The organism is Leucothrix arctica (assembly GCF_003172895.1).
GTDB classification, from domain to species: Bacteria; Pseudomonadota; Gammaproteobacteria; order Thiotrichales; family Thiotrichaceae; genus Leucothrix; species Leucothrix arctica.
This window is the reverse complement of sequence record NZ_QGKL01000019.1, coordinates 24,083-49,953: the sequence shown is the minus strand read 5'-3', so window position 1 is coordinate 49,953 and position 25,871 is coordinate 24,083. Positions and strand designations below refer to the sequence as shown.

Sequence of the window (25,871 nt, the reverse complement as noted above, 5' to 3'; positions counted from 1 at the left end):
GTCTTGATTGCACTTTGGGGCGACATTAATGATATGTTATAACGTATCATTAATGTCTACAATACTTTCTCACAGGTATTAGTAACTATTGATGCTCAACAGGCGACATAAAATTTATTTGGCTTTTTTGGGGCTTTATGGGTGGTTACTGTCAGAGTGGAGCACCAGCAGTACTGCTGATCGTATTGCGGTTTTACAACGTCAACTCATGCGCTCTGATCAGTCAGTATGTGCTTGAACAAATAACTAGTTCAAAGGCGAATAATAGAAATGGCCAGTGGAATTTTAGCATTATTTGACGATGTAGCAGCGATAGCCAAACTGGCTACTGCCTCTCTCGATGATATTGGCGTTGCTGTTATGCGGGCAGGGTCAAAATCTGCTAGCGTAGTGATAGATGGCGGTAACACCCGCCTACGTTATTGGGCTTGATCCAGCACGTGAGCTTCCGATTATCTGGCGTATCGCAAAGGGGTCGTTGTTTAGCAAAGTCGTGATACTGCTGCCGCTAGCATTGTTGCTAAGTGCTTTTCTTCCCTTCTTGATTGCGCCAGTGCTAATGGTTGGTGGTGCTTACCTGTGTTATGAGGGTACGGAAAAGCTGGTGGAGAAGTTTAGCCATAGAAAAGACGGTGATGATAGTAATGAGCTTGATAAATCACCGTACGAAGACCCAAAGAAGAAGCTCATAGTTAATCTAACAGATGCTTCTATAGAGTTTCACAGCTTATCTGTTCTAGATGATAGTCAATTATTTAGGGCGGGTAGTGTTCAAACATATATTTTTATCGATCGTTAAGTAAGCCAAAAAGCATGGGTTAGTGTTTTCTTTGGTTACACATTGTCTGTATTGTCTTATACTGCCCAGCTTAATTCAGCTGTTAGAAAAACAGTCTAATGTCAAATCAACACGATAAAGAAAGTATTTTAGAGGTCAATGTCCTTAAGGTAAGGGGTAATGCATTGATCTTCGATAATACAATATACCAAATTTCAAATATAACCTCTGTGCAGCTAAGCTCAAGTAGTAAAAGCCATGAGAACCCGTTACCAGAATGGGTTAATTTATTGTGGGTGCTTGGTGTAATAATCCTATTTTTGGTTGCGCTATTAGTTTATAAGTTCAAGGATTTATATAACGACTACGTTATGCTCATGGCTGGACTTATAGGCATTATTCTCATTCTGGTATCATACCTTTGCCATAAATCCCATGTGCCATACACAAAGACGTTTAAGTATGGATTAAGTATCGAACTAAATAGCGGTAAAAATCAGACTTTTATTAGTAATAATGAGCTTTTTATAAAAGACATTGTTACAAGTTTGTATCAAGTCATATCTGATGATGAAAGCAGAAAAAGAGCGGTAACTTATAATTTTAAAACGACTGAAGTAATCCAGGAAAATAACTTTACTATTGAGTCAGTTAATAACTCTAACTTTGTTGGTGGTAATGTGGATGGTGATGTTGTAAATAATATATAAATCAGGGCGGATAATGAGTAAAGTAAAAATAGGCAGTGTACATAATTCAAATATTGTCGTCGGAAATGTTCAAGGTGGTGTTACGCATACAAATGATACGACTACAAATAACCAACAAATTAATGAAATTGCATTAGAAATTAGGAAGCTGATACCAGAAGAAAGCTCCACATCTCTCGCTCACATGGAAGCAGCGACTAAGGTAATTGAGCATATAGAGAATGATCGATCATTAGCTGAAAAAATTATGGGTTCACTTAAGGATGGGAGTATTGATGCGCTGGGTCAAGCCCTTAACCATCCAGCCGCAAGCTTCATAATAGGAGCAATTAAAAGCTGGAAGGGGCAAAGCTGATTTCATAGTAAGTTATATTTATTAAAGTAATAAATGTTGTTTCGGCCAAGCCTTATGATAAAAACACTCTCAATCAGCAACTACCGATCACTACTAAACCTAGTCATCCCACTAAGTAACTTAAACGTGGTCGCAGGCGCGAACGCGAGTGGAAAATCTAACCTCTACAAAGCCCTTCGTTTACTAGCCGAAACCGCGCAAGGTGGCGTTGTTAGCGCCTTAGCACAAGAGGGTGGCTTAGGTTCTACCTTTTGGGCTGGCCCTGAAAACATCAATAAAAGAATGAAAAGCGGCGAAGTGCCCGTTCAGGGCGGCCCTATGAAAAATAGAGCTAGACTGAGATTAGGCTTCTCAGGTGATGATTTTGGCTATTCGATTTCTTTAGGTTTACCGACCCCATCACTTTCTGCTTTTCGCTAGACCCTGAGATCAAGAAAGAGTGTATTTGGGCAGGCCATTCGTATCGTCCAGCAAGCTCGCTAATAGAGAGAGAAGGCTCAGTTATCAAGTCTCGATCTGGCCGTAACTGGGATGTTATTACTCGCCATGCAAACACCTTTGATAGCTTATTTAGTCAAGTAGCTGACCCTGTTAGAACACCAGAAGTGGTGACTTTACGAGAGAATATCCGTGGCTGGCGTTTCTACGATCACTTCCGAACGGATGTCGATGCATCTGCGCGGCAATCTCAGTTGGGTACGCGGACACCTGTACTAGCGAGTGATGGTCATGATTTGGCGGCAGCGCTTCAAACGATAAAGGAAATAGGTGATTCACAAGCCTTATCCGATGCGATTAGCGACGCGTTTCCAGGGGCGGAGTTAAGTGTTCTGAAGCAAGAGGGTGGTCGCTTTTCAGTTGAGTTTAGCCAGTATGGATTATTGCGTCCGTTATCGGGTTTTGAGCTGTCTGACGGCACGCTTCGATATTTGCTGTGGGTGGCTGCATTGTTAACGCCACGCCCACCCCCGTTGATGGTGTTAAACGAGCCAGAGACTAGTTTGCATCCTGATTTATTGCCTTCATTAGCACGCCTCATTATCAAAGCGTCTGAGTCGACTCAGGTTTGGGTAGTGTCACACGCGCCAAGGTTGATTGCTGCCTTAGAACAAGCACAAGACTGCAACTCGATTGCTTTAGAGAAGGACTTGGGGCAAACCACTGTGGTTGGTCAAGGTATGTTAGATGAGCCGATGTGGAAGTGGCCTGATAAAAACAACTAGGCTTAAAGTGAGTAATATGGTCTGACTCATAGTATTGTTACTAGCACTAAGGTCGTGAACTATTATGCTGTACTAGATTAAGTCCAATCTAACAGGTACCCATAAAAGAGGGTAACTGTCAGATCAAATCTGAGTTAGTACATCTGATGCTAGCTATAAACTCTGCCTCCTCTCCAACCGTCTTTTATGCAACATCGGCTCCGTATATCCACTAGGCTGCTCCTTACCTTTAAAAATCAGTTCCGCCGCCGCTTGAAAAGCAATGCTGTTTTCAAAGTCCGGTGCCATAGTTGTGTACTCAGCATCATCGGCATTCTGCTGATCAACAATCGCCGCCATACGCTTAAGTGTTTCAGTCACTTGTTCTTCAGTGCAAATACCATGGTGTATCCAGTTAGCCATGTGCTGACTAGAAATGCGCAATGTCGCACGGTCTTCCATGAGTGCAGTGTCGGTAATGTCAGGCACCTTAGAGCAACCTACGCCTTGGTCAATCCAGCGAACCACATAACCTAAGATACTCTGAGCATTATTATCCAGCTCTTTTTGGACTTCCTCTGCACTTAGCATTCTTGTGCTAGGCATGGTCGCAATAGTGAGGATGTCATCTAGGCTGGCACGCGGACGTGTTGCTAGCTCTTTTTGGCGATCAGATACTTTCACTTTGTGGTAATGCATCACGTGTAAGGTTGCGCCCGTTGGAGAGGGAACCCATGCACAATTTGCACCCGCTAATGGATGCGCTATCTTCGCTTCCATCATCTGCTGCATTTCCTCAGGCTTAGCCCACATACCTTTACCGATTTGCGCATGTCCCATTAAGCCGCACTCTAAACCAATATCAACATTCCAATCTTCATAAGCGCTAATCCACGCCTGATCTTTCATTTCAGCTTTTGGTACGAACGCACCTGCTTCCATACTGGTGTGAATCTCATCACCTGTGCGGTCTAAAAAGCCAGTATTAATGAAGATAACGCGAGATTTAGCGGCACGAATACATTCTTTAAGGTTCACTGTGGTACGTCGTTCTTCGTCCATGATGCCCATTTTAAGTGTGTTTCTGGCAAGTCCTAACGCATCTTCTACGTGTGTAAATAAGGTGTCAGTAAACGCAACTTCCTCAGGCCCGTGCATTTTGGGTTTAACAATGTAAACACTGCCAGCGGTAGAGTTCTTGTAAGGACTGTTACCCTTTAAGTCATGCATGGCGATCAAACTAGTGAGCATGCCATCCATAATGCCTTCAGGCACTTCGTTACCATTTTTATCGATAATGGCGTTATTAGTCATCAAATGGCCAACGTTGCGTACTAAAAGCAAGCTTCGTCCAGATACAGTGAATGAGTCGCCAGTCGGTGATAGGTATTCACGGTCAGGGTGTAAGGCACGAGTGATGGTTTTGCCATTCTTCTGCATCACCTCAGTCAGGTCGCCTTTCATTAGGCCCAGCCAGTTTTTATAGACTTGTACTTTATCTTCCGCGTCTACCGCCGCTACTGAGTCTTCACAATCTTGAATAGTGGTAATAGCAGACTCTAAGATAATGTCGTTAATGCCAGCAGAGTCTTGTTGTCCAATCGGCTTGCTCGGGTCGATTGAAAGCTCGATGTGTAGGGCATTGTTTTTTAATACAACCGTATTAGGTGAAGTTGTAGCACCGTTATAACCCACGAATTTCTCTTCATCAGTCAGCGATGTTGTAGTGCCGTCAGTCAGGGTAATGTGTAGTTTGCCGTCAACGACGCTGTAAGCCGTTGCATCTTTATGCGAGCCAGTCACAAGCAGAGCCGCTTCATCTAAAAATGTTTTGGCATATCCAATAACTTGCTCTCCACGAACAGGGTTATAAGCTTTAGTGACTTCTGCACCATTACTATCATCAATGACGTCAGTGCCGTAAAGCGCGTCGTACAAACTTCCCCAGCGTGCATTAGCCGCGTTCAGTGCGTAACGCGCATTCATTACAGGTACTACCAGTTGTGGCCCAGCAATTGTGGCAATTTCCGCATCAACGTTTTCACTAGTGATAGAGAACGTGTCGCCTTCTGGAACGATATAACCAATATCATTGAGGAACTGCTTATAAGCGACGCTATCGTGTTGTTGCCCACTATGTTCACGATGCCACCCATCAACTTGCTGCTGTATGTGTTCACGCTTCTCTAATAATTGCTTATTAATGGGGGAGAGGTCATTAATTATTGTCTCAAATGACAGCCAGAAATCATCCGTACGAATATCAGTACCTGGCAAAATATCGTCGTTGATTAAGTCGTACAGTACTTGCGCGACGGTTAAGCCGTTCTTCTGGATGGTTTGCATAATTTAGTCCTCTATCAACCTATTCAAATTCGTTTAGGTCGTCGTGAATGTTTTCAATGTTTTTTAAATGATTGCGGCCTTTCTCGCCAGAAATGCGGAAGCTCTCAATCGCTAGAAATCGTGTAAAACTCATTAATGAAGTGTAGCTATCAAACAGAAAACCACTAGAAACAGGGATCTTAATCGTCCATTTAGCATAAGCGGATGTTTTGCTGGCCGTAGGGTCTGTCAAATACAGAATAGGGGCCTTGGTGTTTTTGATCGCCTGCATAATATTCAATAGTTGGTTAACCCGTCGGCGCACACCAATCACAATGACAATGTCGTCTTCTTGGATGTCAGCGATATGCTCAGCCATTGTTTCGCCACCATTGGACGGTAGTAAGAATACATTGGGTCTAAACTGAATAAACTGCCAGCGCGCATAAGCAGCCACATAGTGACTATTTCTATAGCCTAATAACCAAACGCGTTTTGCACCGATAAGGGCATGACAAATTTCATCAAGATCATTCAGCGCAGCGTGGTTGAAGGTTTGTTGGAGGTTTTGGGTCTCCTCTTCAACGTACTGCGGAATGTGCTGGTCAGTCGTTTCATTCAGCTCATTTTTGGTCTGTAAGTAGAGTGGTGAGCCCCAGTTTTTAGAGTCACGTGCAAGTCGTCTAGCTTCTTCAAAATTACTAAAGCCCAAGCGTTGAAAAAAGCGCGTTGCAGCGGCTTTTGAAACCCCAGCAATCTCAGCTAACTCTGTCGCCGTATAGGATGCTAGCTCCCCAGGAAACTCGAGTACAGTATCAGCCAACTTACGCTCTGCTGTTGGCAGTGTGTCGTAGTGCTGCGCAATAATACTTTCTAGAGTGATGTGCTTCTTTTTAGTCATGGCTATCTTTAATAATAATCCGACCGATGATTGTACGACATCCTATGGTTTAAGATCTCTTGATATATAGTGAAATTAAAATTTCATAATGAATTTATTTAACCTAATATCGAACGCTTAAGATATATTGTCAATCTATTTATTTTGCTCTTGTTTGGTGCGTTGCGCACTGTTTTGATCTTTATGTTACTAATATATATACGTATCTGATAGATGGTGTTAGCGTGAGCAGCTAAATCCCAAGCGGTTAATTGCTCATTTATAGTGAAATTCAAATTTTGGCTTGGTTTTTGCATTTCGATACTTAGGTAGTATTTACCTTAAGCATTAACAGACTTATTACTATTTGAGAGAGCCGTTATGTCAAAAGCAGATTCATCAATAGGGACGCCAGCACAGCTACGTGATCCCAATTACTTTCCGGGTATGGCTCAAGCCGTACCATTGGGGATACAGCATGTTCTAGCCATGTTTGTTAGTAATGTCACACCTGCCATTATTGTTGCGGGTGCAGCAGGGTTCGGGTTTGGGTCCAACTCCGCAGACTTCCCAAGCCTTATTTACATGATTCAAATGTCGATGCTATTCGCCGGTATCGCAACGCTCTTTCAAACTATTGGTTTTGGACCTGTCGGTGCAAGACTGCCTATCGTTCAAGGGACTAGCTTCGCGTTTATCCCAATCATGATTCCGCTAGTAGCAGGTAAGGGCGTCGATGGGATGGGCGTCTTAATGTGCGGTGTCATAGCCGGTGGTTTATTTCATACCTTACTGGCACCCTTCATTGGACGCTTCCGTTTTGCATTACCGCCATTGGTAACAGGTTTGGTGGTAACAATGATCGGTTTGGCACTGCTTAAGGTCGGCATTCAGTATGCGGCGGGTGGTGTTCCTGCGATTGGTAAGCCAGAGTACGGGAGCTTACAAAACTGGTCTGTCGCGATTATTGTCATCGTTAGTACTTACGGATTAAAGTTTTTTGCCAAAGGCATCTTGTCTTCAGCAGCGGTTTTAGTCGGTTTGATTATTGGTTACATAGTCGCTTACTTCTTAGGCATGGTTAACTTAGACAATGTTAGCCGAGCAGCAGATTTCGCAATGCCAGTACCGTTTAAGTTTGGCTTTGAGTTTAGCTTTGCAGCGGTTATCGGTTTTTGCTTGATGGGTGTTATCTCTGCGATCGAAACAGTTGGAGATGTCACAGGTATCACTAAAGGTGGTGCAGGTCGTGAAGCAACAGAAGCTGAAATCAAAGGTGCAACGTATGCTGATGGTCTAGGTACAATGATCTCTGGTTTCTTTGGCGCATTACCAAATACATCGTTCTCACAAAATGTGGGTTTGATTGCGATGACAGGTGTGATGAGTCGTCACGTTGCAACAATCGGTGCGATCTTCCTTATCATCTGTGGCTTCATTCCTAAAGTCGGTGCGGTTATTTCATCTATCCCAATCGAAGTGTTGGGTGGTGGCGTTATCGTTATGTTTGGTATGGTAGTGAGTGCGGGTGCTTCTATGTTGTCTGAGGTTAAATGGAACAAGCGCAACATGATGATTTTTGCACTAGCAATCTCAATTGGTCTAGGTCTACAGCTAGAGCCAGGTGCACTACAGCACTTACCAGCTACTGCTAAAATATTACTAAGCTCAGGTCTATTACCTGCTGCATTCATCGCGATAATACTTAATTTAGTACTTCCTGAAGAAGCGGCAGACGAAGAAAAAGCCTGATAATTAAGTCCTTACTCCTATTGGGATGGTCGCTGTTTTAGTGGCCATCCTAGTAGGGTTATAAATGATAGAGCGACTATGAACATACTTACTACACACATACTTGATACGGCTAATGGTTGTCCTGCTAAAGGCGTTGAAATATGTCTCTACAAAATGTCAGGTGCGGCACATGATGCCAGTGCCGAGTTGGTTAAAACAGTCATCACCAACGATGATGGCCGTACTGATACACCCCTATTAAACGAAGACGAATTTGCTCTAGGCTACTGGAAGATCGTCTTTAAAGTTGCAGACTACTTTGCAGCAGATAACAGCAGCGACACACCATTTTTATCTGACGTACCGATTTGCTTCGGTATTCAAAACCTAGATCATTACCACGTGCCACTTTTGGTGTCGCCGTGGAGTTATTCGACGTATCGCGGCAGCTAATAGGCCAAGTCGCATCCACGATGATGTGGCAGTTTAAATTTGTTATTAAATAAGTTAGACGTATAAATCAGCAGGGCTGAAAGGGTGAAATGTGGAAGCACATCTTATTGAATGGTTAAATCTTCTAGGCCGATGGTTACACATGATCGTTGGTATCGCTTGGATTGGCGCATCGTTTTACTTTGTATGGTTAGACAACCATCTTGAGTCGCCTAAAAAAGACGGTGACAACGACAAAGGTGTCGGTGGTGAGCTTTGGTCAGTTCATGGTGGTGGCTTTTACCACGCACAAAAGTACAAGGTTGCCCCTTCGGTGATGCCTGCGAACCTGCATTGGTTCAAGTGGGAAGCGTACACCACGTGGATCACGGGTATGTTTATGCTCGCGCTTATCTATTGGTACGGTGCTGAGTTTTACCTGATTGATTCATCTGTTGCAGACCTATCAAAAACTTTCGCAATTGTTTTAAGTATTGCAGTGATCGTCCAAGGTTGGATTACTTACGATGTGCTTTGCCGATCAAAGTTCGGAGAAAACGAGAAGGTACTCGGTGCAATAATTTTTGTGCTGTTATGTTTTACCTCATGGGGCTTGTGCGAGCTATTTAGTGGTCGCGGTGCTTACATTCACTTCGGCGCGATTTTAGGAACAATCATGGTGGGTAACGTGTTCTTCGTTATCATGCCGGGTCAACGTGCGATGGTTGAAGCGGCTAGCAAAGGCGAGCCAGTTGACCCTATCCACGGTATGCGTGCCAAACAACGTTCAATACACAACACATTCTTCACCTTGCCAGTACTGTTTGTCATGATCAGTAACCACTATGCGATGACGTTTGGTCACGAGTGGAACTGGGTCGTATTGGTGGGGATCACGCTAGCCGGTGGATTGATTCGAATTTACTTTGTGCAACGTCACTTTGCCGCACGAGAAAATGCTGAGCGTGGTTTTGTGAGTGGGGAAGAGAAGACGGCCTCATTGATTCCATTAGCCATTGCATTTGCTATTTTGCTCATTCTTAGTTTTGCAATCACATCGCCACCTAAACCAGTTGCGGTGAGCAAGTCTGATGTGAATGGAACTGTTGCGCTGTCAACAGAGGCTCTTCTTGACCAAGCGATGCCAATCATTCAACAACGTTGTACGGTCTGCCATAGCGCATCACCAACGATGGCGGGCTTTAGCTCTGCGCCTTCTGGTTTCTTGATGGACACGGCTGAGCAAGTTACTACTCATGCCATAAAAATACACCAACAGTCGGTGGTGACTAAAGTTATGCCGATCGCCAATATGACGAAAATGACGGCTGAAGAACGTGACGTTATTAATGCTTGGTTTTTATCTCAAGCGCGTTAATTAAGAAGAGTACTGATTGAAATGAGCAATGAATATCCACGAGATTTAGTTGGTTACGGTCGTAACCCGCCGCATGCTAACTGGCCTAATAAAGCAAAAATAGCTGTGCAGTTTGTACTGAACTACGAAGAAGGTAGCGAGAACAATGTACTAGAAGGTGACGCTGGTTCTGAGCGATTCTTATCAGAAATCGTTGGGGCAGAGTCGTTTCCTGATCGTCATATGAGTATGGAGTCTATTTACGAGTACGGCTCTCGTGCAGGTGTATGGCGTATCTTAAAAGAGTTTGAAAAACGTGAATTGCCACTGACTATTTTTGGCGTGGCGATGGCGTTGGAACGACACCCTGAAGTGACCAAAGCGTTTGTTGATTTAGGGCATGAGATTGCGTGTCATGGTTATCGCTGGCTGCATTATCAAGACATGGACGAGACGACTGAAAAAGCGCACTTAGAGAAAGCGATTCAGATCATAAAAGACCTAACAGGCGAAGCGCCACAGGGTTGGTACACGGGGCGTGACAGTCCGAATACCCGTCGACTTGTTGCAGATAACGGTAGCTTTTTGTATGACTCAGATAACTACGGTGACGACTTGCCGTTTTGGACAAAAGTCACCAAAAGTAACGATAAAACTGTGCCGCATTTAGTGGTGCCTTATACGCTTGATACAAACGATATGCGCTTTGCGACACCCCAAGGTTTTAACAGTGGTGAGCAGTTCTTTCAGTACGTAAAAGACGCGTTTGATGTGTTGTACGAAGAGGGTGAAGAGTCACCTAAGATGTTATCCATTGGTTTGCACTGTCGTTTGATGGGCCGTCCGGGACGTTTTAAAGCGCTGCAACGAATCTTAGATTATATCGAATCACATGAGCGTGTTTGGATCTGTCGTCGTGTTGATATCGCAAAACACTGGATGCAAGAGCATCCGTATAAAGGATAGTTTATCGTGAGTTGTCTATTTAATGAAAAACCAAGCCTGATGACTGAAGCGCGTTTTATCGAAATATTCGGTGGCGTGTATGAGCATTCTGTATGGATTGCTGAGGCCGTGTTTGCAAATGGACTCACGGCTGAACAAGACGATGTTGGGTCACTCAGTCAATGTTTTAAAACGGTGTTGGCGAGTGCTAGCAAAGAACAAAAGTTGGCGTTGATAAATGCGCATCCAGATTTAGCGGGTAAAGCGGCAGCGGAAGGAACGTTGACTAAAGAGTCGACTTCAGAGCAGTCAGGTGCAGGCATTGATCAGTGCAGCGACGAAGAGTTTGCGCGCTTTCAGGCATTAAACACAGCTTATAAAGACAAATTTAAGTTTCCTTTTATCAAAGCGGTAAAGGGGAGTAACCGACACATCATTTTAGCGGCTTTTGAAGAACGCATTCACAATGAATGGGATGCTGAATATCAGCAAGCGATTAGCGAAATAAATAAGATTGCGTTGTTTCGACTTGACGATATTGCCAACACATAAGCGCTAAAACGAATAACACCCGCGAAGGACAAAAATAATATGAGTTCACACACAAATACGCTTATTTTCTCAGAGCCCACTAACCTAGCTGACCCACGATTAGGTGCTGAAGTTATCTATGCTACGGATGATTTTTTTGCGGATAAAGCCCGTTTGATCAAGCCTGAGCCAGCGGTATTTATTGACGGTAAGTTTGACGACAACGGCAAGTGGATGGACGGCTGGGAAACGCGTCGAAAGCGTCACGAAGGTTATGACTACTGCATCATCAAACTGGGCGGTAAGGCGACGTTACATTCGTTTTTGGTCGATACGTCTCATTTTACAGGTAACTACCCAGCGGCAGCGTCTATTGATGCTTGCGCTTCAAGCACCGATGATGTGTTGGGTGATGACATAGTATGGACTGAGTTGGTGGTTTCAACGCCATTAGAAGGTAACTCACAACGTAAATTTGAGCTGGATACTGACGCTACGTTTACGCATATTCGCCTTAATATTTACCCAGACGGTGGTATTGCACGTTTACGTGTTTACGGTCAGTTACAGCATGATTGGGATAAGTTAGCAGCAGAAGGCAGTATTGACTTAGTGTCGGCACTCAACGGTGGCCGTGCGGTAGTGACTAACGATGAGCATTTTGGTGCTGCGACAAACATCATTAACCCTGGCCGTGGTGTCAATATGGGTGATGGTTGGGAAACGCGTCGTCGTCGTGAGCCGGGTAATGACTGGGCTATCTTTGAACTAGCCTGTGCAGGTGAAATTGAAACGATTGAAGTCGATACCGCCCACTTTAAAGGTAATTTCCCTGATCAATGCTCGATACAAGCGGCATTCGTTGACTATGGTACGGATGAGTCTTTAGTGCCTCAGAGTATTTTCTGGCGTGAACTGTTACCCCCTCAGTCCTTATCCATGGATGCGATTGCGCGTTTTGAAAAAGAGATCATTGCCTTGGGTAAAATCTCTCACATTCGTTTGAACACATTTCCTGATGGCGGTATTAGTCGTTTGCGCATGTTCGGTAAGGTTGTGACTGATTAACTAGTCCGGCTGCATCATCAGCTTCGAGATTGCCAATGCATGTGGCTAATACAGAGTAGACGCACCTGCATTGGTAAACAGAAAAAACAACAAACACCATTTTGAGTGACTGATCATGGAAAAAAAGAAAATACAGCTAGTCGCTGAGCCATTAACGGCTGAAGGCTTTGCCCCGTTTGGCGACGTTATCGAAGCAGACCCGAACAGTGAAAACCACTTTAGTATCAACGGTGGATTGATTGAACGGTTTAATGATCTCGCAACGATTGATGTCACGCCAGAGGGCGGGCGTCCATTAATCAATATTGCGATCTGCAATAAAGCCACAGCATTGCCATATCATATCGTGTTTTTGGAGCGTCATCCTTTGGGTAGCCAAGCGTTTATTCCGATGGATGATACACCGATGATTGTCGCGGTAGCACCTGCACAAGACCATATTGAGCCTAGCGATATTCGTGCGTTTATTACCAATGGCAAGCAAGGGATCAACTACAACCGTAGCGTCTGGCATATGCCGATGGCACCACTGGCTGATGGCATCAAAATGTTAATGATTGACCGTGGTGGTGAAGGGAATAATTATGAGGAATTTCACTTTCCTGACGTCGATGTTCACTTAGATATCCCGAAATAATGACAGTCACTTTAAGGCTAAAGGTTTGATCAATGGGTTCACTGTCTGAGTTTGTCTTGTGGTTGGGGATTATCTTCCCACTGGTGTTTAGTGCCGGCCCGGGAAATGTTTTATGCGCGGTTTGTGGTGCGTCAAATGGTTTCAAAAAATCTATCCCTTTTATCCTAGGGCTTGATCTCGTTTATACGACTTATGCGTTGCTTGCAGGCTTCGGCTTGTCAGCAATTGTACTGAAATACCCCAAGCTTTTTTTCATCGTCCAAATAGGCGGGGTTTTGTATATCCTTTGGTTGGGTTATAAGTTTTTAATTCGAAAGGGCATTCAAACAAAGGAACTGGAAGGTCAGCTCACTTTTATGGATGGCGTGATATCTCAAGCGTTAAACGTCAAGGGAATAACAATTGTCATGACAATGTACTCTCAGTTTTTGGATAAAGATGAGTCAATAATCTATGAAGTGCTGTCGCTGAGTTTAGCGCTATTGGTGCTTAACTTATGCACTCATATGACGTGGTCGTTTGGCGGCTCATGGATGGCTAAGAAGTTTGCGTCTAGTTATGCGGTTCAAGTTCAAAGTAAAGTCTTTGGGCTTATGCTAATTGGTATTGCAGTTTGGCTTCTATATCAATCGCTATAACGTCGTCAATTTATAGGTTTCATCCATTAATTTACTGTCGCTATGCTTCTAATTATTGAGGTATAAAATAGCAATAAAGGCTAGTAATTATCGGAAAAAATGGCATTCATCTAGGCTTATTTTGAGAAGGTACACATTATCGTATAATGTTGTGCCTTCAATGATAAAGCGCCATAATATGTCTTAAGATAAACGGAAATTACAACAACAACGCCGTTTTCTCTTCAGGGGTTAAAATGAAATACCAAATAAATAAAGTCGTACTTTTTAGTGCGATCACGATTGCAGCAACGTCAAACGTTTACGCTGGCTGTGAATGGACAAATGGCTCACTCGGTCAAACCGTTGAGACCACAAGCGTTCGCCTTAAACAGTATTCAGAATGTAAGACTGATTGTAAGCAGCTTGAAACAGGTTTAAACAGTACTATTTCACTAATGAATACCGCGTCTGAATGCGGAGCAGGTGTACTGACCGCTAAAAACCAACAAATGGTTGAATTCTTTAACCGACGTTTTAAGTTGATTAGAAAGCTCAAAACAGGGCAGTCATATACGATTGCGACGACCACGTCTAAGCCAGTTCAGGCAGTGACTCGCGAAACTAAAATGAATATCTCATCTGGATCGTATCAAGCGCTTTGGTCAGATGATAATCAGCAAAATGCAGCGCCAGCAGCTGCACCTAGTCCAGTACAAACCGATAATACTGGCGACACTATCATGGCTATTCCTCCAGACGCTTACCAAGCACTGTGGGTTGATGACAATAACGCTAATCAGCGCCAAGCACAGCAGCGTCAGTTGCAACTGCAAAAGCAAGCGCAGATCAGACAGCAGAACTTGCGAAATGCTGAAGCCAGAAAACGCCAAATAATCCTAGCGCAGCAACAAGAACGCGTGCGTCAAAAGCAATTGCAGCACCAGCGTGCAAGAGCGATATACCTTGCTCAGCAAAAGGCTAGACAGCAGCAGTTGGCAAGAGCAAGAAATTAATCGTTCTCGCATTAGCTACCAATAAACTCACCACTTTGGTGTTGCCACATTAGGTAATAACGACCTTGTTTTTGCAGTAGCTCTTGGTGCGTTCCTTGTTCGATGATTTCACCGTGATCAAGAACAATAATGCGGTCCATACGCAAAATAGTCGATAGTCTGTGCGCAATGACTATCGACGTTTTACCCTCAATCAATTTAAACAGAGCTTGCTGTATCGCTTGCTCTGTAATTGAGTCTAAAGCACTGGTTGCTTCATCTAACACCACCACTTTTGCATCATCCAAAAAGGCTCTGGCAATCGCTACCCGCTGCTTTTCACCACCCGATAACTTGACTCCACGCTCACCGACCATGGTATCTAGCTTGTTAGGCATCGCCTCAACAAACTCCAATGCGCCAGCCTTGTTAAGTACATCCAATATTTTCTCGTCGCTGATGTTTTTACCCAGCGCGATATTGTCGCGGATGCTGCGGTGAAATAACTCAGGCTGCTGAGGAATCAGTGATATTTGTGTCCGTAATGATTCTAGCGTGAAGTCTTGCACGTCGTTTCCGTCGATGCTGATCTTGCCATTTTGAGGCTCGATAAAACGAAACAGTAACTTCGTCAAAGACGTTTTCCCTGAGCCTGAGTGCCCAACTAGGGCGACCTTTTCGCCTGCTTTAATGTCTAAATTGAAGCCTTTAAATAAGCCACCTGACTGACCAGAAGCGCCTAAGTAATTAAAGTTAAGCTGTTCAAAACGAATATGACCACTATTGATGCGGTGAGCGGCTGTTTGGTTCTCGTCGACATCTAGCTCGGTATTGCGGAATACTTCAGCCATTTCACTGGCATCGGCCAAGGCACTAAAGAAGCGTTGGAAGTTACGACCAAAGTCCCACAAGCTATGGATTAGCTTGATTAGAATAGCCTGAAACAGCACAAATACACCGATCTCGAATGCCCCTGACTCCCATTTACCAATCATTAAGTAGATCAGAATCAACTCGATTGAAAACGCCAAAATCCCTTGTACGGCAAATGATATAAACATCATTGTCCAAGCAGTACGACGTTTTAAAAAGGTCTCGTCGGCAAAGTGATTGACCTTTGATTGCTCTTCACGCTCTAACGCAAAGCTTTTAACGATAAATATATTGCTGATACTGTCAGAAAATGCGCCGCCAATTTTAGAGTCCCACTCGGCTACGCGCTTATCAAACTTCAATTTCCAAATAGAAAAGCCGACACTCCAACTAATAAAAATGACGGCCCAGGCAAGGAAGTACAACGCAAACTCTGGCTGTTGATACCAGAAAACCACAAAGGCGAGGGTGATAGACAGTAAGTTGCTGAATAACTGAAACAGTAACCAGTCAATAATCGTTTCGAAGGACTTTACAAAACGGCCAGCCTGCTTAACCATGCTTCCTGAGAAGTTGCTCTCAAAAAAAGAGTAGCGTTGTTTGAGTAATACATTGAAGCAGCGCTTGTCTAGCATCTTCATGCCGCCAGCTAGTAATGGTATGACGCTAAATTCAACCAGTCGCCAACAGAGCCAGACAACAATGAAAATGCCACCTAACCACATGAGGTTTTCTATCAGCATTGTGCGGATTTCAGGCGTGAATGGCTGCGCCAATCCATTAGCGATATTTTTGTAGATTAGCGGGGTTAAAATATCCAACCCAATAGCGCCCGTAATACCCAGTAGTATGAAGAAAGCTGCTAAGCGTTTTTGCCAGATTATCCGACCATATTCACGTATAAGAATGTCCATCGGTCTATAGTAGTTATTCTTTTGACTCAATGTAACCGAGTTTGTATGTTAATTTTCTAACCACTGAAATTTAGTTGGAGTTTTCAATATGTCTCTGTCATCGCCGAATAACAAGCTATTAGGTATTCATCATGCGGCCATTATTTGTTCTGATTATGAAGTGTCTAAGCATTTCTATACTGAGGTATTGGGGTTAAAGGTAATTGCAGAAAACTATCGTGCAGCACGAGACTCTTACAAGTTAGACCTTGAATTGCCCAATGGAAACCAGATTGAGTTGTTTTCGTTTCAAGGTTGCCCTGAAAGACCTAGTTACCCTGAGGCGAGGGGCTTGCGGCACTTGGCGTTTGTTATTGAATCGGTAGAGGAGTTTGCTGATCATTTGGTGGCCAGTGGCGTGGCTGTTGAGCCGATAAGAGTGGATGAATATACAGGCAAAAAATATACCTTTTTCAGTGATCCAGATGGCTTGCCGCTTGAGCTTTATGAGTATAATTAAACCTCCAAAGAATTCTTAAAAAAGGCTAATCATGTCGACACTACTTTTAAAGAACGCAGAGCTTGTTGCTACCTTCGATAATGAGCAACGAGAGATTAGCCAAGGCTCGATTTTCATTCGTGACAACGTGATCGAGCAGGTTGGTAAAACCAATGATTTACCGCAAGAGGCTGATCAAGTCATCGACATGACTGACCATGTTGTTTTGCCGGGGTTGATCAATACCCACCACCACATGTATCAAAGTCTGACCCGTGCAGTACCGTTGGCGCAAGATGCGGAGCTGTTCACATGGCTGCAAACCCTATACCCGATTTGGGGTGGCTTAACGCCTGAGATGATTAATGTATCGACTCAAACGGCAATGGCAGAATTACTACTGTCAGGCTGTACGACCTCAAGCGATCACTTATACATTTACCCTAACGGATGTACGCTAGACGATAGTATTGAAGCCGCTGAAACTATCGGAATGCGCTTTCATGCGTGTCGAGGGAGCATGAGTGTCGGGGAGAGTGACGGTGGCTTACCGCCTGACCATTTGGTAGAAAACGAAGCGGCTATTTTGAAAGACACTCAGCGTGTGATTGAGAGTTATCACGATGCAAACCGACATGCGATGACACGTGTTGGTGTTGCGCCATGCTCGCCATTTTCGGTCAGCCGAGAGTTAATGCGTGACGCTGCGTTATTAGCCCGTGAATACAAGGTTGGTTTGCATACACACCTTGCAGAAAACGCCAACGACATTGCTTACAGTAAAGAAAAGTTCGGCATGACGCCCGCAGAATATGTTGATGACTTAGGTTGGGTAGGTGAAGACGTTTGGCATGCGCACTGCGTACAGTTGGATGATCATGGGATTGAATTGTTTAGTCGCACAGGCACAGGTGTCGCGCATTGTCCTTGTTCTAACATGCGCTTAGCGTCGGGTATTGCTCCTATACGTAAGATGTTGGATGCTGGTGTCAAAGTTGGGTTGGGTGTTGATGGTAGTGCGTCAAATGACAGTGGCCATATGATGTCGGAAGCGCGTCAAGCGATGCTACTGCAACGTGTCGGTTTTGGCCCAGCAGCGATGACAGCGCGTGAAGCGTTAACTGTTGCGACTCGGGGTAGTGCGAGCGTGTTAAACCGTGATGATATTGGTTATCTTGCACCGGGTATGAGTGCTGACATTATTGCTTATGATTTGAATGCGATTGGTTTTGCAGGTGGTTTGCATGACCCTCTGGCGGCATTGATTTTCTGCGCTACGCCGACGGTGAATTACAGCATTGTGAATGGCAAAGTGGTGGTTGATGAAGGGCGTTTGACGACGGTTGATTTGGGACTGTTGGTATCAAGGCATAACGAGTTGGCTAAGATTTTGGTAAATGGTTGATCATTATTGATAAGTAGTTAATGAAAATCATTAGTATCTATATTTAAGATTAAGTTATAAGTGTAGTTTAATAGTAATAGCTTTGGCTGAATCTCTTTGATTTAAGGTCAGGTTCATGAGCTTCATCCCAAGCAATGACTTCGAAACATCCCTCAATATATCTGAGCAACTCATGCTCGGGTATTACCAAGAGAATGACTTAGAATGGAAGCGGCAGAAGCGCTACGAATTATTAGCTACTATTGAGCACTTTCATATTACAAGAGAAGGTGCGGTTGCTGGTTTCTTTGCTTATGCTTTTAGGGAAAGACATCTGTATTTATACGATCTGCAAATCTTGCCAGAATACCAATCTCAAGGTCTTGGCTCATCGATCATGAGGCACCTAATGACTGTTGCTGAATCAACACCTCTAAAGACAATAAAACTGTGTGTATTCAAGTCTAATACGGCTGCGTATAACTTTTATATGCGACTAGGTTTTGAGTTTTATGAAGAGCTAAATGTGGTCTATCGGCTCATCTATAGAAAAGCATAAGCGGTATGTATTTCTAGATAATTAAATAATCAGCCATCACCTCTAGTCAGTCTCACCATACCTTTGGTATTTACCCCTACGACGTAAAAGTTGCTTCAATAGTATTGTCTCAAAGTACACCCCCGAATTATTAATCAAAGGCGTTACTATGAGGCTACTTAAGAAAGTATTGTGTCGAGCAATACTCACTTCACTCTGTGGTTTAGCACCCCTGACAGCTAGTGCAGAAGAAGCACCGGCGGAATGGCCGATTGCTATAAAAGATATTGCTACAACGTCTGATAATCAGCCAATCACTATTTCAGTACTTGAGAACGACATCGGCGCAGGTTTAACGCTAACGTCTGTGAATGCGTGGAGTACAAATGGCGGTCAAATTACCATTAACCCTGACAATCAAACAGTAAGCTACACCAAACTAGGTACCCCTGATACATGGCCTGAGTCAGACAGTTTTTGGTATGTATTTACAGATGCTATTGGCCGCACTAACGCTGGTAAAGTAGAAGTTATTTTGGGTGAGCCAGTATCACAAGGTTGGCCACAGTCGGTTGCTGACAGCGCTAATACGACGATCAATACGCCAATAAAAATTGATGTATTGTCTAATGACACGGGGCTTGGTCTAACCATTAAAAGCGTAAACACTAGCTCTGTCGGCTGGGGTCGCATCGCTATACAAGGTGATGAGCTTTACTACACGCCATACACTGGTTATACGGGAACGGACGAGTTTTGGTATGTGATGACGAATGTGTTGGGGCAAACCAATGCAGCAAAAGTAACGGTAAACGTGACTGAGCCTTCAGAAGTCATTATCGGACAGCTTAATGATACGGGTACAGTGCTTTGTGGGGACTTCCCAGAAGGTGAGGTTGTTGAGCATAATAATGATCTGACAAGTTGCTCAGGGACTGATGCGCAAGGTGATATCATTCCACCCAATCAAGATGCACTTAGTGGTCGTGATGTTACGGATAATGACGATAGTGATGGTCATTCAGGGTTTAGTTTTACCAAGTTAAGCGCTACGGGTGAAAGCTTAGATGCGAGTGCGACAACGTGGTCATGCGTTAAAGATAATGTGACAGGCTTAATCTGGGAAAACAAAGCAGGGCAGTCAGCGGGTTTTGGTGCGGCTGGCTTACATAGCGCAGATGATCAATATACTTATTACAATACTGACGATTCAGAAAATGGCGGAGCTACTCCGGGTTCGCTGAGGCATGCTTCACTCCCTAACCGTTGCTTTGGATATGTTGATGGCCAACCAGAGACTTACTGTAATACTGAGGCGTACACAAACCGTGTAAATGCTGAATCGTATTGTGGTATCAGTAATTGGGAGTTACCTAACCCATCTGACTTACAGTCGATTATTAATTACGATGGTAGCGTACCGACCATTGACTCTGATTACTTCCCGAACACGGCGTATTCTCTTTATGCAACGTCAGCAATTAGCGTTCGTTCAAGTGGTTTTTCTCTGGACAACTACATAAAAGCCGTCGCTTTTTATGATGGACATACCCCGCTACATCCGAAATTTTCGCTTAGTTCAGTACGCTTAGTCAGCAAGCCACTATCGAGTCTTAGTATTAACATAGTTAACTTGCCGCAATAAGCAAAGGAAAAAGACATGAAGTTTTTATATTCTATCAGTGTGGCAATTTTAGCAGCACTCACTTTCAACACGGGTTATGCGGAACAAATGTGTAACGATAGCGTTGAAGTGACGACACCGAGCAGTCGTTTTGAAATTAACGATGACCAAGCATTTGACACTAAAACGGGTCTTGTTTGGAAGCGTTGTTTAGAAGGTCAAAACTGGAATACTGAGTTAAGTCAGTGCGACGGCAATGCTATATCAGTTAATTGGAAAGGCGCACTTCAATCTGTCAGTGAAGGCTGGCGCTTACCTAATATCAAGGAGCTTGGCAGTATTGTTGAGCACTCTTGCGGTAACCCTAGTATCAACTTGAACGTATTTCCGATTGAAGCAATTTCTCCAACGTTATGGTCGTCAACACCTAACCGTCTTTACTTAGGTCAGGTTGATAACAGGCGTGCTTGGGCGACGTTATTTCAAGATGGTGTTTCGAGAAATGTATTCAAAAGTGACAGTCGTCTATCGGTTCTTTTGGTTAAAGATGCCGTTATTCTAGAGCCTATTGAAGAGCTTCCTCAATAACTAATTGATCGGTTGGAATAAGTAAAAAAGCTTCGTCAAGGAAGACCTTGCCTGACGGAGCTGTTATTAATAGAACTTATTAAATTAATGAGCTTTTGGTGCTTCACCATGCTCTTCTTCATAGTGCTTTGCATACCAGTCCGGTAGCGCCATATCACTATCGAATATAAATTCTGCTACAGCCTTAGCATCCTCATCACTGAGATGCGCTAACGGTGGCATTGGGCCAAACTTTCCTACAGCGCCACGCATTATGACATCGTCTGCATCTGGTGCTTTAATCCACTCTGCAACACGTTTTACAAAATCTGCACGCTCCGGGTATTTATCCATAACATGGTTTTTTACTGCAAAAATAGGCGGGGCAATAGTCGGCTTACCTTCACTGACATGGCAAGCGATACAGTTGGTTTGGTAAACCTCTTTTCCACGAGACATTTTAACTACTTCGGGTGCTTTTTCAGCGCTGGAATCGTTAATGCTCTCGGCTTCACTGGCGCAGCCAGCAGATAAAGCAGCTGAAAGAAGAAGGGCAGAAAAAGTAAGAAGTCTCATAGTGGTCTCTTTTAATTATCGTTTTTTAAGATATATATATCTTATTATGGAATTTAAGATTTATCAACTATATAAGTTGGGTGACTTGTTTTTAAAAATTACAGTAGGCTTTATGCCACGAAATTGTGCTGTTTCTGGCTAATAGCTTGTTTTTTAGTAATTAAAGATAAAAATCGTACATATTTTTAAAATCTTTTTTAGTGGTTGTTTTCCCAGTTAAAAAGGCGTTATTGTAAGTACATAGTTCATGCTTTAAGTGTCTACAGCTTATGAATTATTGAAAGACAATAGATCAAGATAAAGCGCTTTAGAGGTTGTACTGCTATGCAAAGTAGCAGCAATATTTATAGCCGAGCTGGTTACTAGTCGGATCTAACAAGGAGGAGATAAGCATGAGAACAGAGTCTCAGCGTGTCGCACAACAAACCATGGCGTTTGTTTTAGCGGGTGGACGAGGCAGCCGCTTACAGGAATTAACCGCAAAAAGAGTAAAGCCAGCCGTTTACTTTGGTGGTAAGTCTAGAATCATTGATTTTGCCCTATCAAACGCAGTCAATTCCGGCATTAAACGTATCGGTGTTGCGACGCAATACAAAGCCCACAGCCTGATCCGCCACCTACAGCGGGGTTGGAGTTTCTTTCGCGCAGAGCGCAATGAATCACTCGATATTTTACCCGCATCACAGCGTATGGATGACAATAACTGGTACAAAGGTACTGCAGACGCTGTCACTCAAAATATTGATATTATTGAAGATTATAATATCAAATACGTACTTATTCTCGCGGGTGATCATATTTACAAACAAGACTACTCGTTAATGATTCATCAGCACGTACAAAGTGGTGCTGACGTGACGGTAGGGTGCATTGAAGTACCTCGCTCAGAAGCGAGTGGCTTTGGTGTGATGAGTGTTGATGAAAATGATCTCGTGCTAGATTTTGTCGAGAAGCCAGAAAACCCACCAGCAATGCCCAATGACCCAGACCAAGCTTTGGCGAGTATGGGTATTTATGTCTTTGAAGCGCAATTTTTGTTTGAGTTACTCCGCAAGGATGCGGCAGATCCTGACTCTACCCACGACTTTGGGCACGATATCATCCCTGACTTAGTCAAAAAGGGTAAGGTATATGCTCACCCATTTAGTCGCTCATGTGTGCGTAGTGAGTTTGAGCCTAAGCCTTACTGGCGTGATGTGGGTACGATTGATGCGTTTTGGCAAGCCAATATTGATCTGACTGACTTCGTGCCTGAGCTTGATATTTATGATCAAAGTTGGCCTATTTGGACGTACTCTGAGTTAACCCCACCCGCTAAGTTTATTCATAACGAGGAGGGGCGTCGTGGTAACGCTATCTCATCTATGGTGTCTGGTGGTTGCATTATCTCTGGTGCACAGATCGAGCGTTGTTTGTTCTTCACAGGTGTACGTGCTCGGTCTTACTCCGTGTTGACAGGAGTGATTGCGATGCCTTATGTGGTGATTAATCGCCATGCTCGCTTGACCAATGTTGTGATTGACCGTGACGTTGAGATCCCTGAAGGGCTGGTGGTCGGTGAAGACGCTGAGTTAGATGCCAAGCGCTTTAGACGTACCGAAGGTGGCATTTGCTTGATCACAAAAGCCATGATCGCAGCGCTCGACGACTAGTGTATATGTGAAGAATTAAATACCGTGTGAGATAGCACGGTATTTAATTATGAGATAGAGTTGATATTATCAACTACTTACAGTGAGAACTTTAGCTAACCTAGTAGACAGGATAACTAGTTAAAGGGGTGAAAATGATTAATTACGAATTAGAGTTACAAAATACCTTTATTCAAATAGTCGGTAGCTTGAAAAAGTCGATGACTCACGCGATGAAAGACTTGGATTTGGATTTATGTCCGTCTCACTTTGTGGTTTTGCGCAATATTCACACTGTTGAAAACTGCACACCTAACGCACTTGCCATTTATTTTAGAAAGGATAAAGCGCAAATAACGCGATTGTTAAAGCAGTTAGTCAAGCAGGAGCTAGTCTCAAAAGCACCGAACCCCGACGATAAGCGCAGTCAGCTGTTAACGTTGACGAAAAAGGGCGTGGAGTGCTTTAAGCTTTTAGAAGCTTCAGACTTAAAGATGCTAGCAGGCATGAAAGCAGGGATAAGCGATGACGAACTTACTCAGTTTTTAAAGATAGGCGCAAAAATGGCGTCTAACTTGGACAGAGACTTGTTATTGAGCTTAGGGAATAGCGTCGAGGTGTAATTTTATCTTATTCGTTGCTATTACTCACACAACTTAGCCTTTTCTGCCGACTTAGCAAACATAGCCTTATGCGCTACTTTCATATTCTTCACACTCACAAAGTCTTTTGGCTGCTGGTTTAATAAGTAAAAATAGTCATTCTTTAGTTGATGCTTTTTCTTGTAGTCAACCAATTGCCCCGTATGAACGGGCGTGATCACAACAACATTAATCGCTGGGTTTAAACGCTTTAATGCACCCACCGTACCCAAGTGATCAGCACTATGAAAACTCCCATTGAGGTGTATCACCTGAGCATTTGGTGATTGTTTCAATGCTTGGTTAATCGACTCGGCCATCGTGTTATCACGCGCCAACTGTGCTTGATAGCTTTGATAGAGGCGACTAGTCGTTTTTACATGTCCCGTTAGACCCATTACGCCAAAAAACTTATCTGAATAGCCGTCAACGTCAATAAACGCTTCTGCTGCGACAAGTTGCCTCTTTTTAGCGGGCAGTTTATCTAAGTACTTACTCCCTGTTTTACCGATACAGCGAATAATATCGCCGGGTGCGTTGGCTGCGATAACAGGCATCTTATGTTGTTTAGCATACTCAACAAGTGGTCGATAGCTGGCTTTGTAGTTATTCCATGTTGGAGCTTTAGTGATGAGGTGGCGTTCACCGATTTTATTGTCGAGGTATAAGTCGAGGATTTCTTGCTGATCGCGCTCAAACTGCTCCATCGACAAAATCATCGGGCGCTGCTAGTAACTCAGCTTGCAGTAAGTGAGAAGCATGGTTGCCGTGGTACTCGCCAATAAACACGACATCCGCTTTTGAGGCAGCCGCGGTCATTTGAGCTAAGGAAATAGGACGATACTCAGGGTCTAGCAATTGGTAATCATAAGCAGTCGCTAAGCTACTCACTGACACTGGCTGCTTAGGCACTGCATTTAGCGCGCAGCCATTGAGTAATAACACTAACATGCTCAGTGTAGTTAACTGCTTAATCATCCTTTTTACCCTTTGAAATTACATAGCACACAGTTGTTTGACCCGCGTTTATACAATGAATATATCGCATGTTAATATGCATAAATTACAATCAGTGCTATACCTTAAAGTGAAAATAATCCCATTACCAGTACCCAAATAAAGTTTAAGTGAATGCCAAATAAAATCCTAATCACCGGAGCCAGTGGCTACCTTGCACATCGTCTAATTCCTATTGCCACAGGCTATGGCGAAGTGGTGGGTACTGCACGAAAGGCTGAGTCTGTTTATCAACCCGCAGATGCTTTATCACTTGATCTATTGGATGCAGACGCCATCAAGCGCGTAGTTGAAAAAGTACGTCCAACCGCCATTATTCACGCTGCAGCTATTAACCCAGGCTGTGGTGATGAGATGATGGTTGGCGTGAATCACCATGCATCAGCGACGTTGGCTGAAGTGGCGTCACGATTAGGTATTCGGCTTGTATTTGTCTCTAGCGAATCTGGTTATAGCGGTAACGCGGCACCGTATTCTGATCATGCTATTCCTGATCCAAGCAACCTTTATGGCACATCAAAAGTGGCAGGAGAACAGGCTGTATTATCAATATTGCCTGAGTCAGTCGCGGTAAGAACATCGTTGATTTATGGTCTGGATAAGATTGATCGTGGCACGCAGGGCTTTCGTGAACGGCTGAAACGAGGGGAGCCGTTAACCTTATTTGACGACGTATTACGACAGCCTGTTTGGGTGGATAGTTTGTCTCATGCACTGTGTCGATTGGCCACTGAGTTTACGGATATTACAGGCACGATGAATGTGGTGGGTGATGAGGTTATGAGTCGCGCTGTATTTGGACTCGCGATGATGAAGCACTGGTGCATTGAAGCGGGTGATAACGTTTCTTTAGTATCCGGTGCAGAGATCAAAGGTATGCAAATGGATTTACGGTGCAGTTGTGAGCGCGCAAAGGCATTAGGCATAACTTTACCCGGTGTTTCTGAGGTGCTTGCGCTTCATCATAGTGACACTCATTAATGCTTTTCTAGCCGTCTGCACAAAAAATACAAAGAATCGCCATATCTAGTCCACGGCATGTGCACAGCTGTTCATTACTCT

27 protein-coding genes and 1 pseudogene are annotated in these 25,871 nt (G+C 43.8%); 22 read left to right on the top strand and 6 right to left on the bottom strand.

The genetic code is table 11. The annotated features are described in order from the left end of the window. Positions 1–270: 270 nt before the first annotated feature. The 5 genes and pseudogenes from DKT75_RS06150 to DKT75_RS22485 all read left to right on the top strand — a co-directional run bounded on the left by DKT75_RS06150 (position 271) and on the right by DKT75_RS22485 (position 3,066). A pseudogene (locus DKT75_RS06150) lies at positions 271–799 on the top strand (DUF808 family protein). A gap of 98 nt (positions 800–897) precedes the next feature. Further along, the gene (locus DKT75_RS06145) at positions 898–1,488 is read left to right on the top strand and encodes a DUF6232 family protein (RefSeq protein ID WP_109822545.1); all 591 of its coding nucleotides are present in this window, start codon (positions 898–900) and stop codon (positions 1,486–1,488) included. Positions 1,489–1,501: 13 nt separating this feature from the next. Then, on the top strand, positions 1,502–1,843 hold the full coding sequence (locus DKT75_RS06140; RefSeq protein WP_109822544.1) for a hypothetical protein: 342 nt from the start codon (positions 1,502–1,504) through the stop codon (positions 1,841–1,843). Between the two features lie 54 nt (positions 1,844–1,897). After that, positions 1,898–2,263 carry an AAA family ATPase gene (locus DKT75_RS22490; RefSeq protein WP_245923110.1) on the top strand — a complete coding sequence of 122 codons (366 nt, stop codon included), beginning with the start codon at positions 1,898–1,900 and terminating at the stop codon, positions 2,261–2,263. Between the two features lie 185 nt (positions 2,264–2,448). Further along, complete coding sequence (locus DKT75_RS22485) at positions 2,449–3,066, top strand: AAA family ATPase (RefSeq protein WP_245923108.1); 618 nt, start codon at positions 2,449–2,451, stop codon at positions 3,064–3,066. Positions 3,067–3,219: 153 nt separating this feature from the next. Here the strand turns inward: DKT75_RS22485 and DKT75_RS06130 are convergent, their stop codons facing one another. Then, entirely contained in the window at positions 3,220–5,391 is a 2,172-nt protein-coding gene (locus tag DKT75_RS06130) for a malate synthase G (protein WP_109822543.1), read from the bottom strand. 19 nt (positions 5,392–5,410) lie between these two features. Further along, positions 5,411–6,271: a MurR/RpiR family transcriptional regulator gene (locus tag DKT75_RS06125; protein WP_109822542.1), complete on the bottom strand. Its 861-nt coding sequence runs from the start codon at positions 6,269–6,271 to the stop codon at positions 5,411–5,413. A 360-nt stretch (positions 6,272–6,631) separates the two neighbouring features. Here DKT75_RS06125 and DKT75_RS06120 point away from each other — a divergent pair, with 360 nt between their 5' ends. The 9 genes from DKT75_RS06120 to DKT75_RS06080 all read left to right on the top strand — a co-directional run bounded on the left by DKT75_RS06120 (position 6,632) and on the right by DKT75_RS06080 (position 14,587). Beyond that, positions 6,632–8,002, top strand: a complete 1,371-nt coding sequence (locus tag DKT75_RS06120) for a uracil-xanthine permease family protein (RefSeq protein WP_109822541.1) — start codon at positions 6,632–6,634, stop codon at positions 8,000–8,002. Positions 8,003–8,080: 78 nt separating this feature from the next. Continuing rightward, the gene (uraH, locus tag DKT75_RS06115) at positions 8,081–8,437 is read left to right on the top strand and encodes a hydroxyisourate hydrolase (RefSeq protein WP_109822540.1); all 357 of its coding nucleotides are present in this window, start codon (positions 8,081–8,083) and stop codon (positions 8,435–8,437) included. Between the two features lie 91 nt (positions 8,438–8,528). Further along, the gene (locus DKT75_RS06110) at positions 8,529–9,794 is read left to right on the top strand and encodes a urate hydroxylase PuuD (protein ID WP_109822539.1); all 1,266 of its coding nucleotides are present in this window, start codon (positions 8,529–8,531) and stop codon (positions 9,792–9,794) included. 21 nt (positions 9,795–9,815) lie between these two features. Continuing rightward, complete coding sequence (gene puuE / locus DKT75_RS06105) at positions 9,816–10,739, top strand: allantoinase PuuE (RefSeq protein ID WP_109822538.1); 924 nt, start codon at positions 9,816–9,818, stop codon at positions 10,737–10,739. Positions 10,740–10,745: 6 nt separating this feature from the next. Then, the gene (gene uraD, locus DKT75_RS06100; RefSeq protein ID WP_245923106.1) at positions 10,746–11,270 is read left to right on the top strand and encodes a 2-oxo-4-hydroxy-4-carboxy-5-ureidoimidazoline decarboxylase; all 525 of its coding nucleotides are present in this window, start codon (positions 10,746–10,748) and stop codon (positions 11,268–11,270) included. A gap of 39 nt (positions 11,271–11,309) precedes the next feature. Further along, positions 11,310–12,317, top strand: coding sequence for an allantoicase (alc, locus tag DKT75_RS06095; RefSeq protein ID WP_109822537.1), 1,008 nt, complete (start codon positions 11,310–11,312; stop codon positions 12,315–12,317). A gap of 115 nt (positions 12,318–12,432) precedes the next feature. Next, the gene (locus DKT75_RS06090; protein ID WP_109822536.1) at positions 12,433–12,954 is read left to right on the top strand and encodes an ureidoglycolate lyase; all 522 of its coding nucleotides are present in this window, start codon (positions 12,433–12,435) and stop codon (positions 12,952–12,954) included. A gap of 32 nt (positions 12,955–12,986) precedes the next feature. Next, complete coding sequence (locus DKT75_RS06085; protein WP_109822535.1) at positions 12,987–13,592, top strand: LysE family translocator; 606 nt, start codon at positions 12,987–12,989, stop codon at positions 13,590–13,592. A gap of 236 nt (positions 13,593–13,828) precedes the next feature. Then, the gene (locus DKT75_RS06080) at positions 13,829–14,587 is read left to right on the top strand and encodes a hypothetical protein (protein ID WP_109822534.1); all 759 of its coding nucleotides are present in this window, start codon (positions 13,829–13,831) and stop codon (positions 14,585–14,587) included. An 11-nt stretch (positions 14,588–14,598) separates the two neighbouring features. Here the strand turns inward: DKT75_RS06080 and DKT75_RS06075 are convergent, their stop codons facing one another. Continuing rightward, a complete protein-coding gene (locus DKT75_RS06075; RefSeq protein WP_109822533.1) occupies positions 14,599–16,353 on the bottom strand; it encodes an ABC transporter ATP-binding protein in 1,755 nt (584 codons plus the stop codon). 88 nt (positions 16,354–16,441) lie between these two features. On the opposite strand from DKT75_RS06075, the gene gloA2 reads away from it, so the two are divergent. The 5 genes from gloA2 to DKT75_RS06050 all read left to right on the top strand — a co-directional run bounded on the left by gloA2 (position 16,442) and on the right by DKT75_RS06050 (position 20,965). Next, the gene (gene gloA2, locus DKT75_RS06070) at positions 16,442–16,852 is read left to right on the top strand and encodes an SMU1112c/YaeR family gloxylase I-like metalloprotein (protein WP_109822532.1); all 411 of its coding nucleotides are present in this window, start codon (positions 16,442–16,444) and stop codon (positions 16,850–16,852) included. A gap of 31 nt (positions 16,853–16,883) precedes the next feature. After that, a complete protein-coding gene (locus DKT75_RS06065; protein ID WP_211665213.1) occupies positions 16,884–18,236 on the top strand; it encodes an 8-oxoguanine deaminase in 1,353 nt (450 codons plus the stop codon). 115 nt (positions 18,237–18,351) lie between these two features. After that, positions 18,352–18,774 (top strand): GNAT family N-acetyltransferase, encoded by a 423-nt coding sequence (locus tag DKT75_RS06060; protein WP_109822530.1) that lies wholly within the window; start codon positions 18,352–18,354, stop codon positions 18,772–18,774. A gap of 148 nt (positions 18,775–18,922) precedes the next feature. Further along, entirely contained in the window at positions 18,923–20,398 is a 1,476-nt protein-coding gene (locus DKT75_RS06055; RefSeq protein ID WP_109822529.1) for an Ig-like domain-containing protein, read from the top strand. Positions 20,399–20,413: 15 nt separating this feature from the next. Continuing rightward, positions 20,414–20,965 carry an Lcl C-terminal domain-containing protein gene (locus DKT75_RS06050; protein ID WP_109822528.1) on the top strand — a complete coding sequence of 184 codons (552 nt, stop codon included), beginning with the start codon at positions 20,414–20,416 and terminating at the stop codon, positions 20,963–20,965. 84 nt (positions 20,966–21,049) lie between these two features. On the opposite strand, the gene DKT75_RS06045 is transcribed toward DKT75_RS06050, so the two are convergent. Continuing rightward, a complete protein-coding gene (locus DKT75_RS06045; protein ID WP_109822527.1) occupies positions 21,050–21,520 on the bottom strand; it encodes a c-type cytochrome in 471 nt (156 codons plus the stop codon). 386 nt (positions 21,521–21,906) lie between these two features. Here DKT75_RS06045 and glgC point away from each other — a divergent pair, with 386 nt between their 5' ends. Together glgC and DKT75_RS06035 are read left to right on the top strand one after the other, a co-directional pair. Beyond that, positions 21,907–23,172, top strand: coding sequence for a glucose-1-phosphate adenylyltransferase (glgC, locus tag DKT75_RS06040; RefSeq protein WP_425451396.1), 1,266 nt, complete (start codon positions 21,907–21,909; stop codon positions 23,170–23,172). 134 nt (positions 23,173–23,306) lie between these two features. Beyond that, a complete protein-coding gene (locus tag DKT75_RS06035; protein ID WP_109822525.1) occupies positions 23,307–23,774 on the top strand; it encodes a MarR family winged helix-turn-helix transcriptional regulator in 468 nt (155 codons plus the stop codon). A gap of 20 nt (positions 23,775–23,794) precedes the next feature. Here DKT75_RS06035 and DKT75_RS06030 read toward each other — a convergent pair whose 3' ends face one another. Both DKT75_RS06030 and DKT75_RS06025 read right to left on the bottom strand, forming a co-directional pair. Beyond that, positions 23,795–24,511 carry a ChaN family lipoprotein gene (locus DKT75_RS06030; RefSeq protein ID WP_109822524.1) on the bottom strand — a complete coding sequence of 239 codons (717 nt, stop codon included), beginning with the start codon at positions 24,509–24,511 and terminating at the stop codon, positions 23,795–23,797. Beyond that, positions 24,486–24,770: a hypothetical protein gene (locus tag DKT75_RS06025; RefSeq protein WP_109822523.1), complete on the bottom strand. Its 285-nt coding sequence runs from the start codon at positions 24,768–24,770 to the stop codon at positions 24,486–24,488. The genes DKT75_RS06030 and DKT75_RS06025 overlap by 26 nt, the downstream gene beginning before the upstream one ends. 153 nt (positions 24,771–24,923) lie before the next feature. Between DKT75_RS06025 and DKT75_RS06020 the strand changes: the two genes are divergently transcribed. Further along, positions 24,924–25,790, top strand: a complete 867-nt coding sequence (locus tag DKT75_RS06020) for an SDR family oxidoreductase (protein ID WP_109822522.1) — start codon at positions 24,924–24,926, stop codon at positions 25,788–25,790. Positions 25,791–25,871 lie beyond the last annotated feature (81 nt).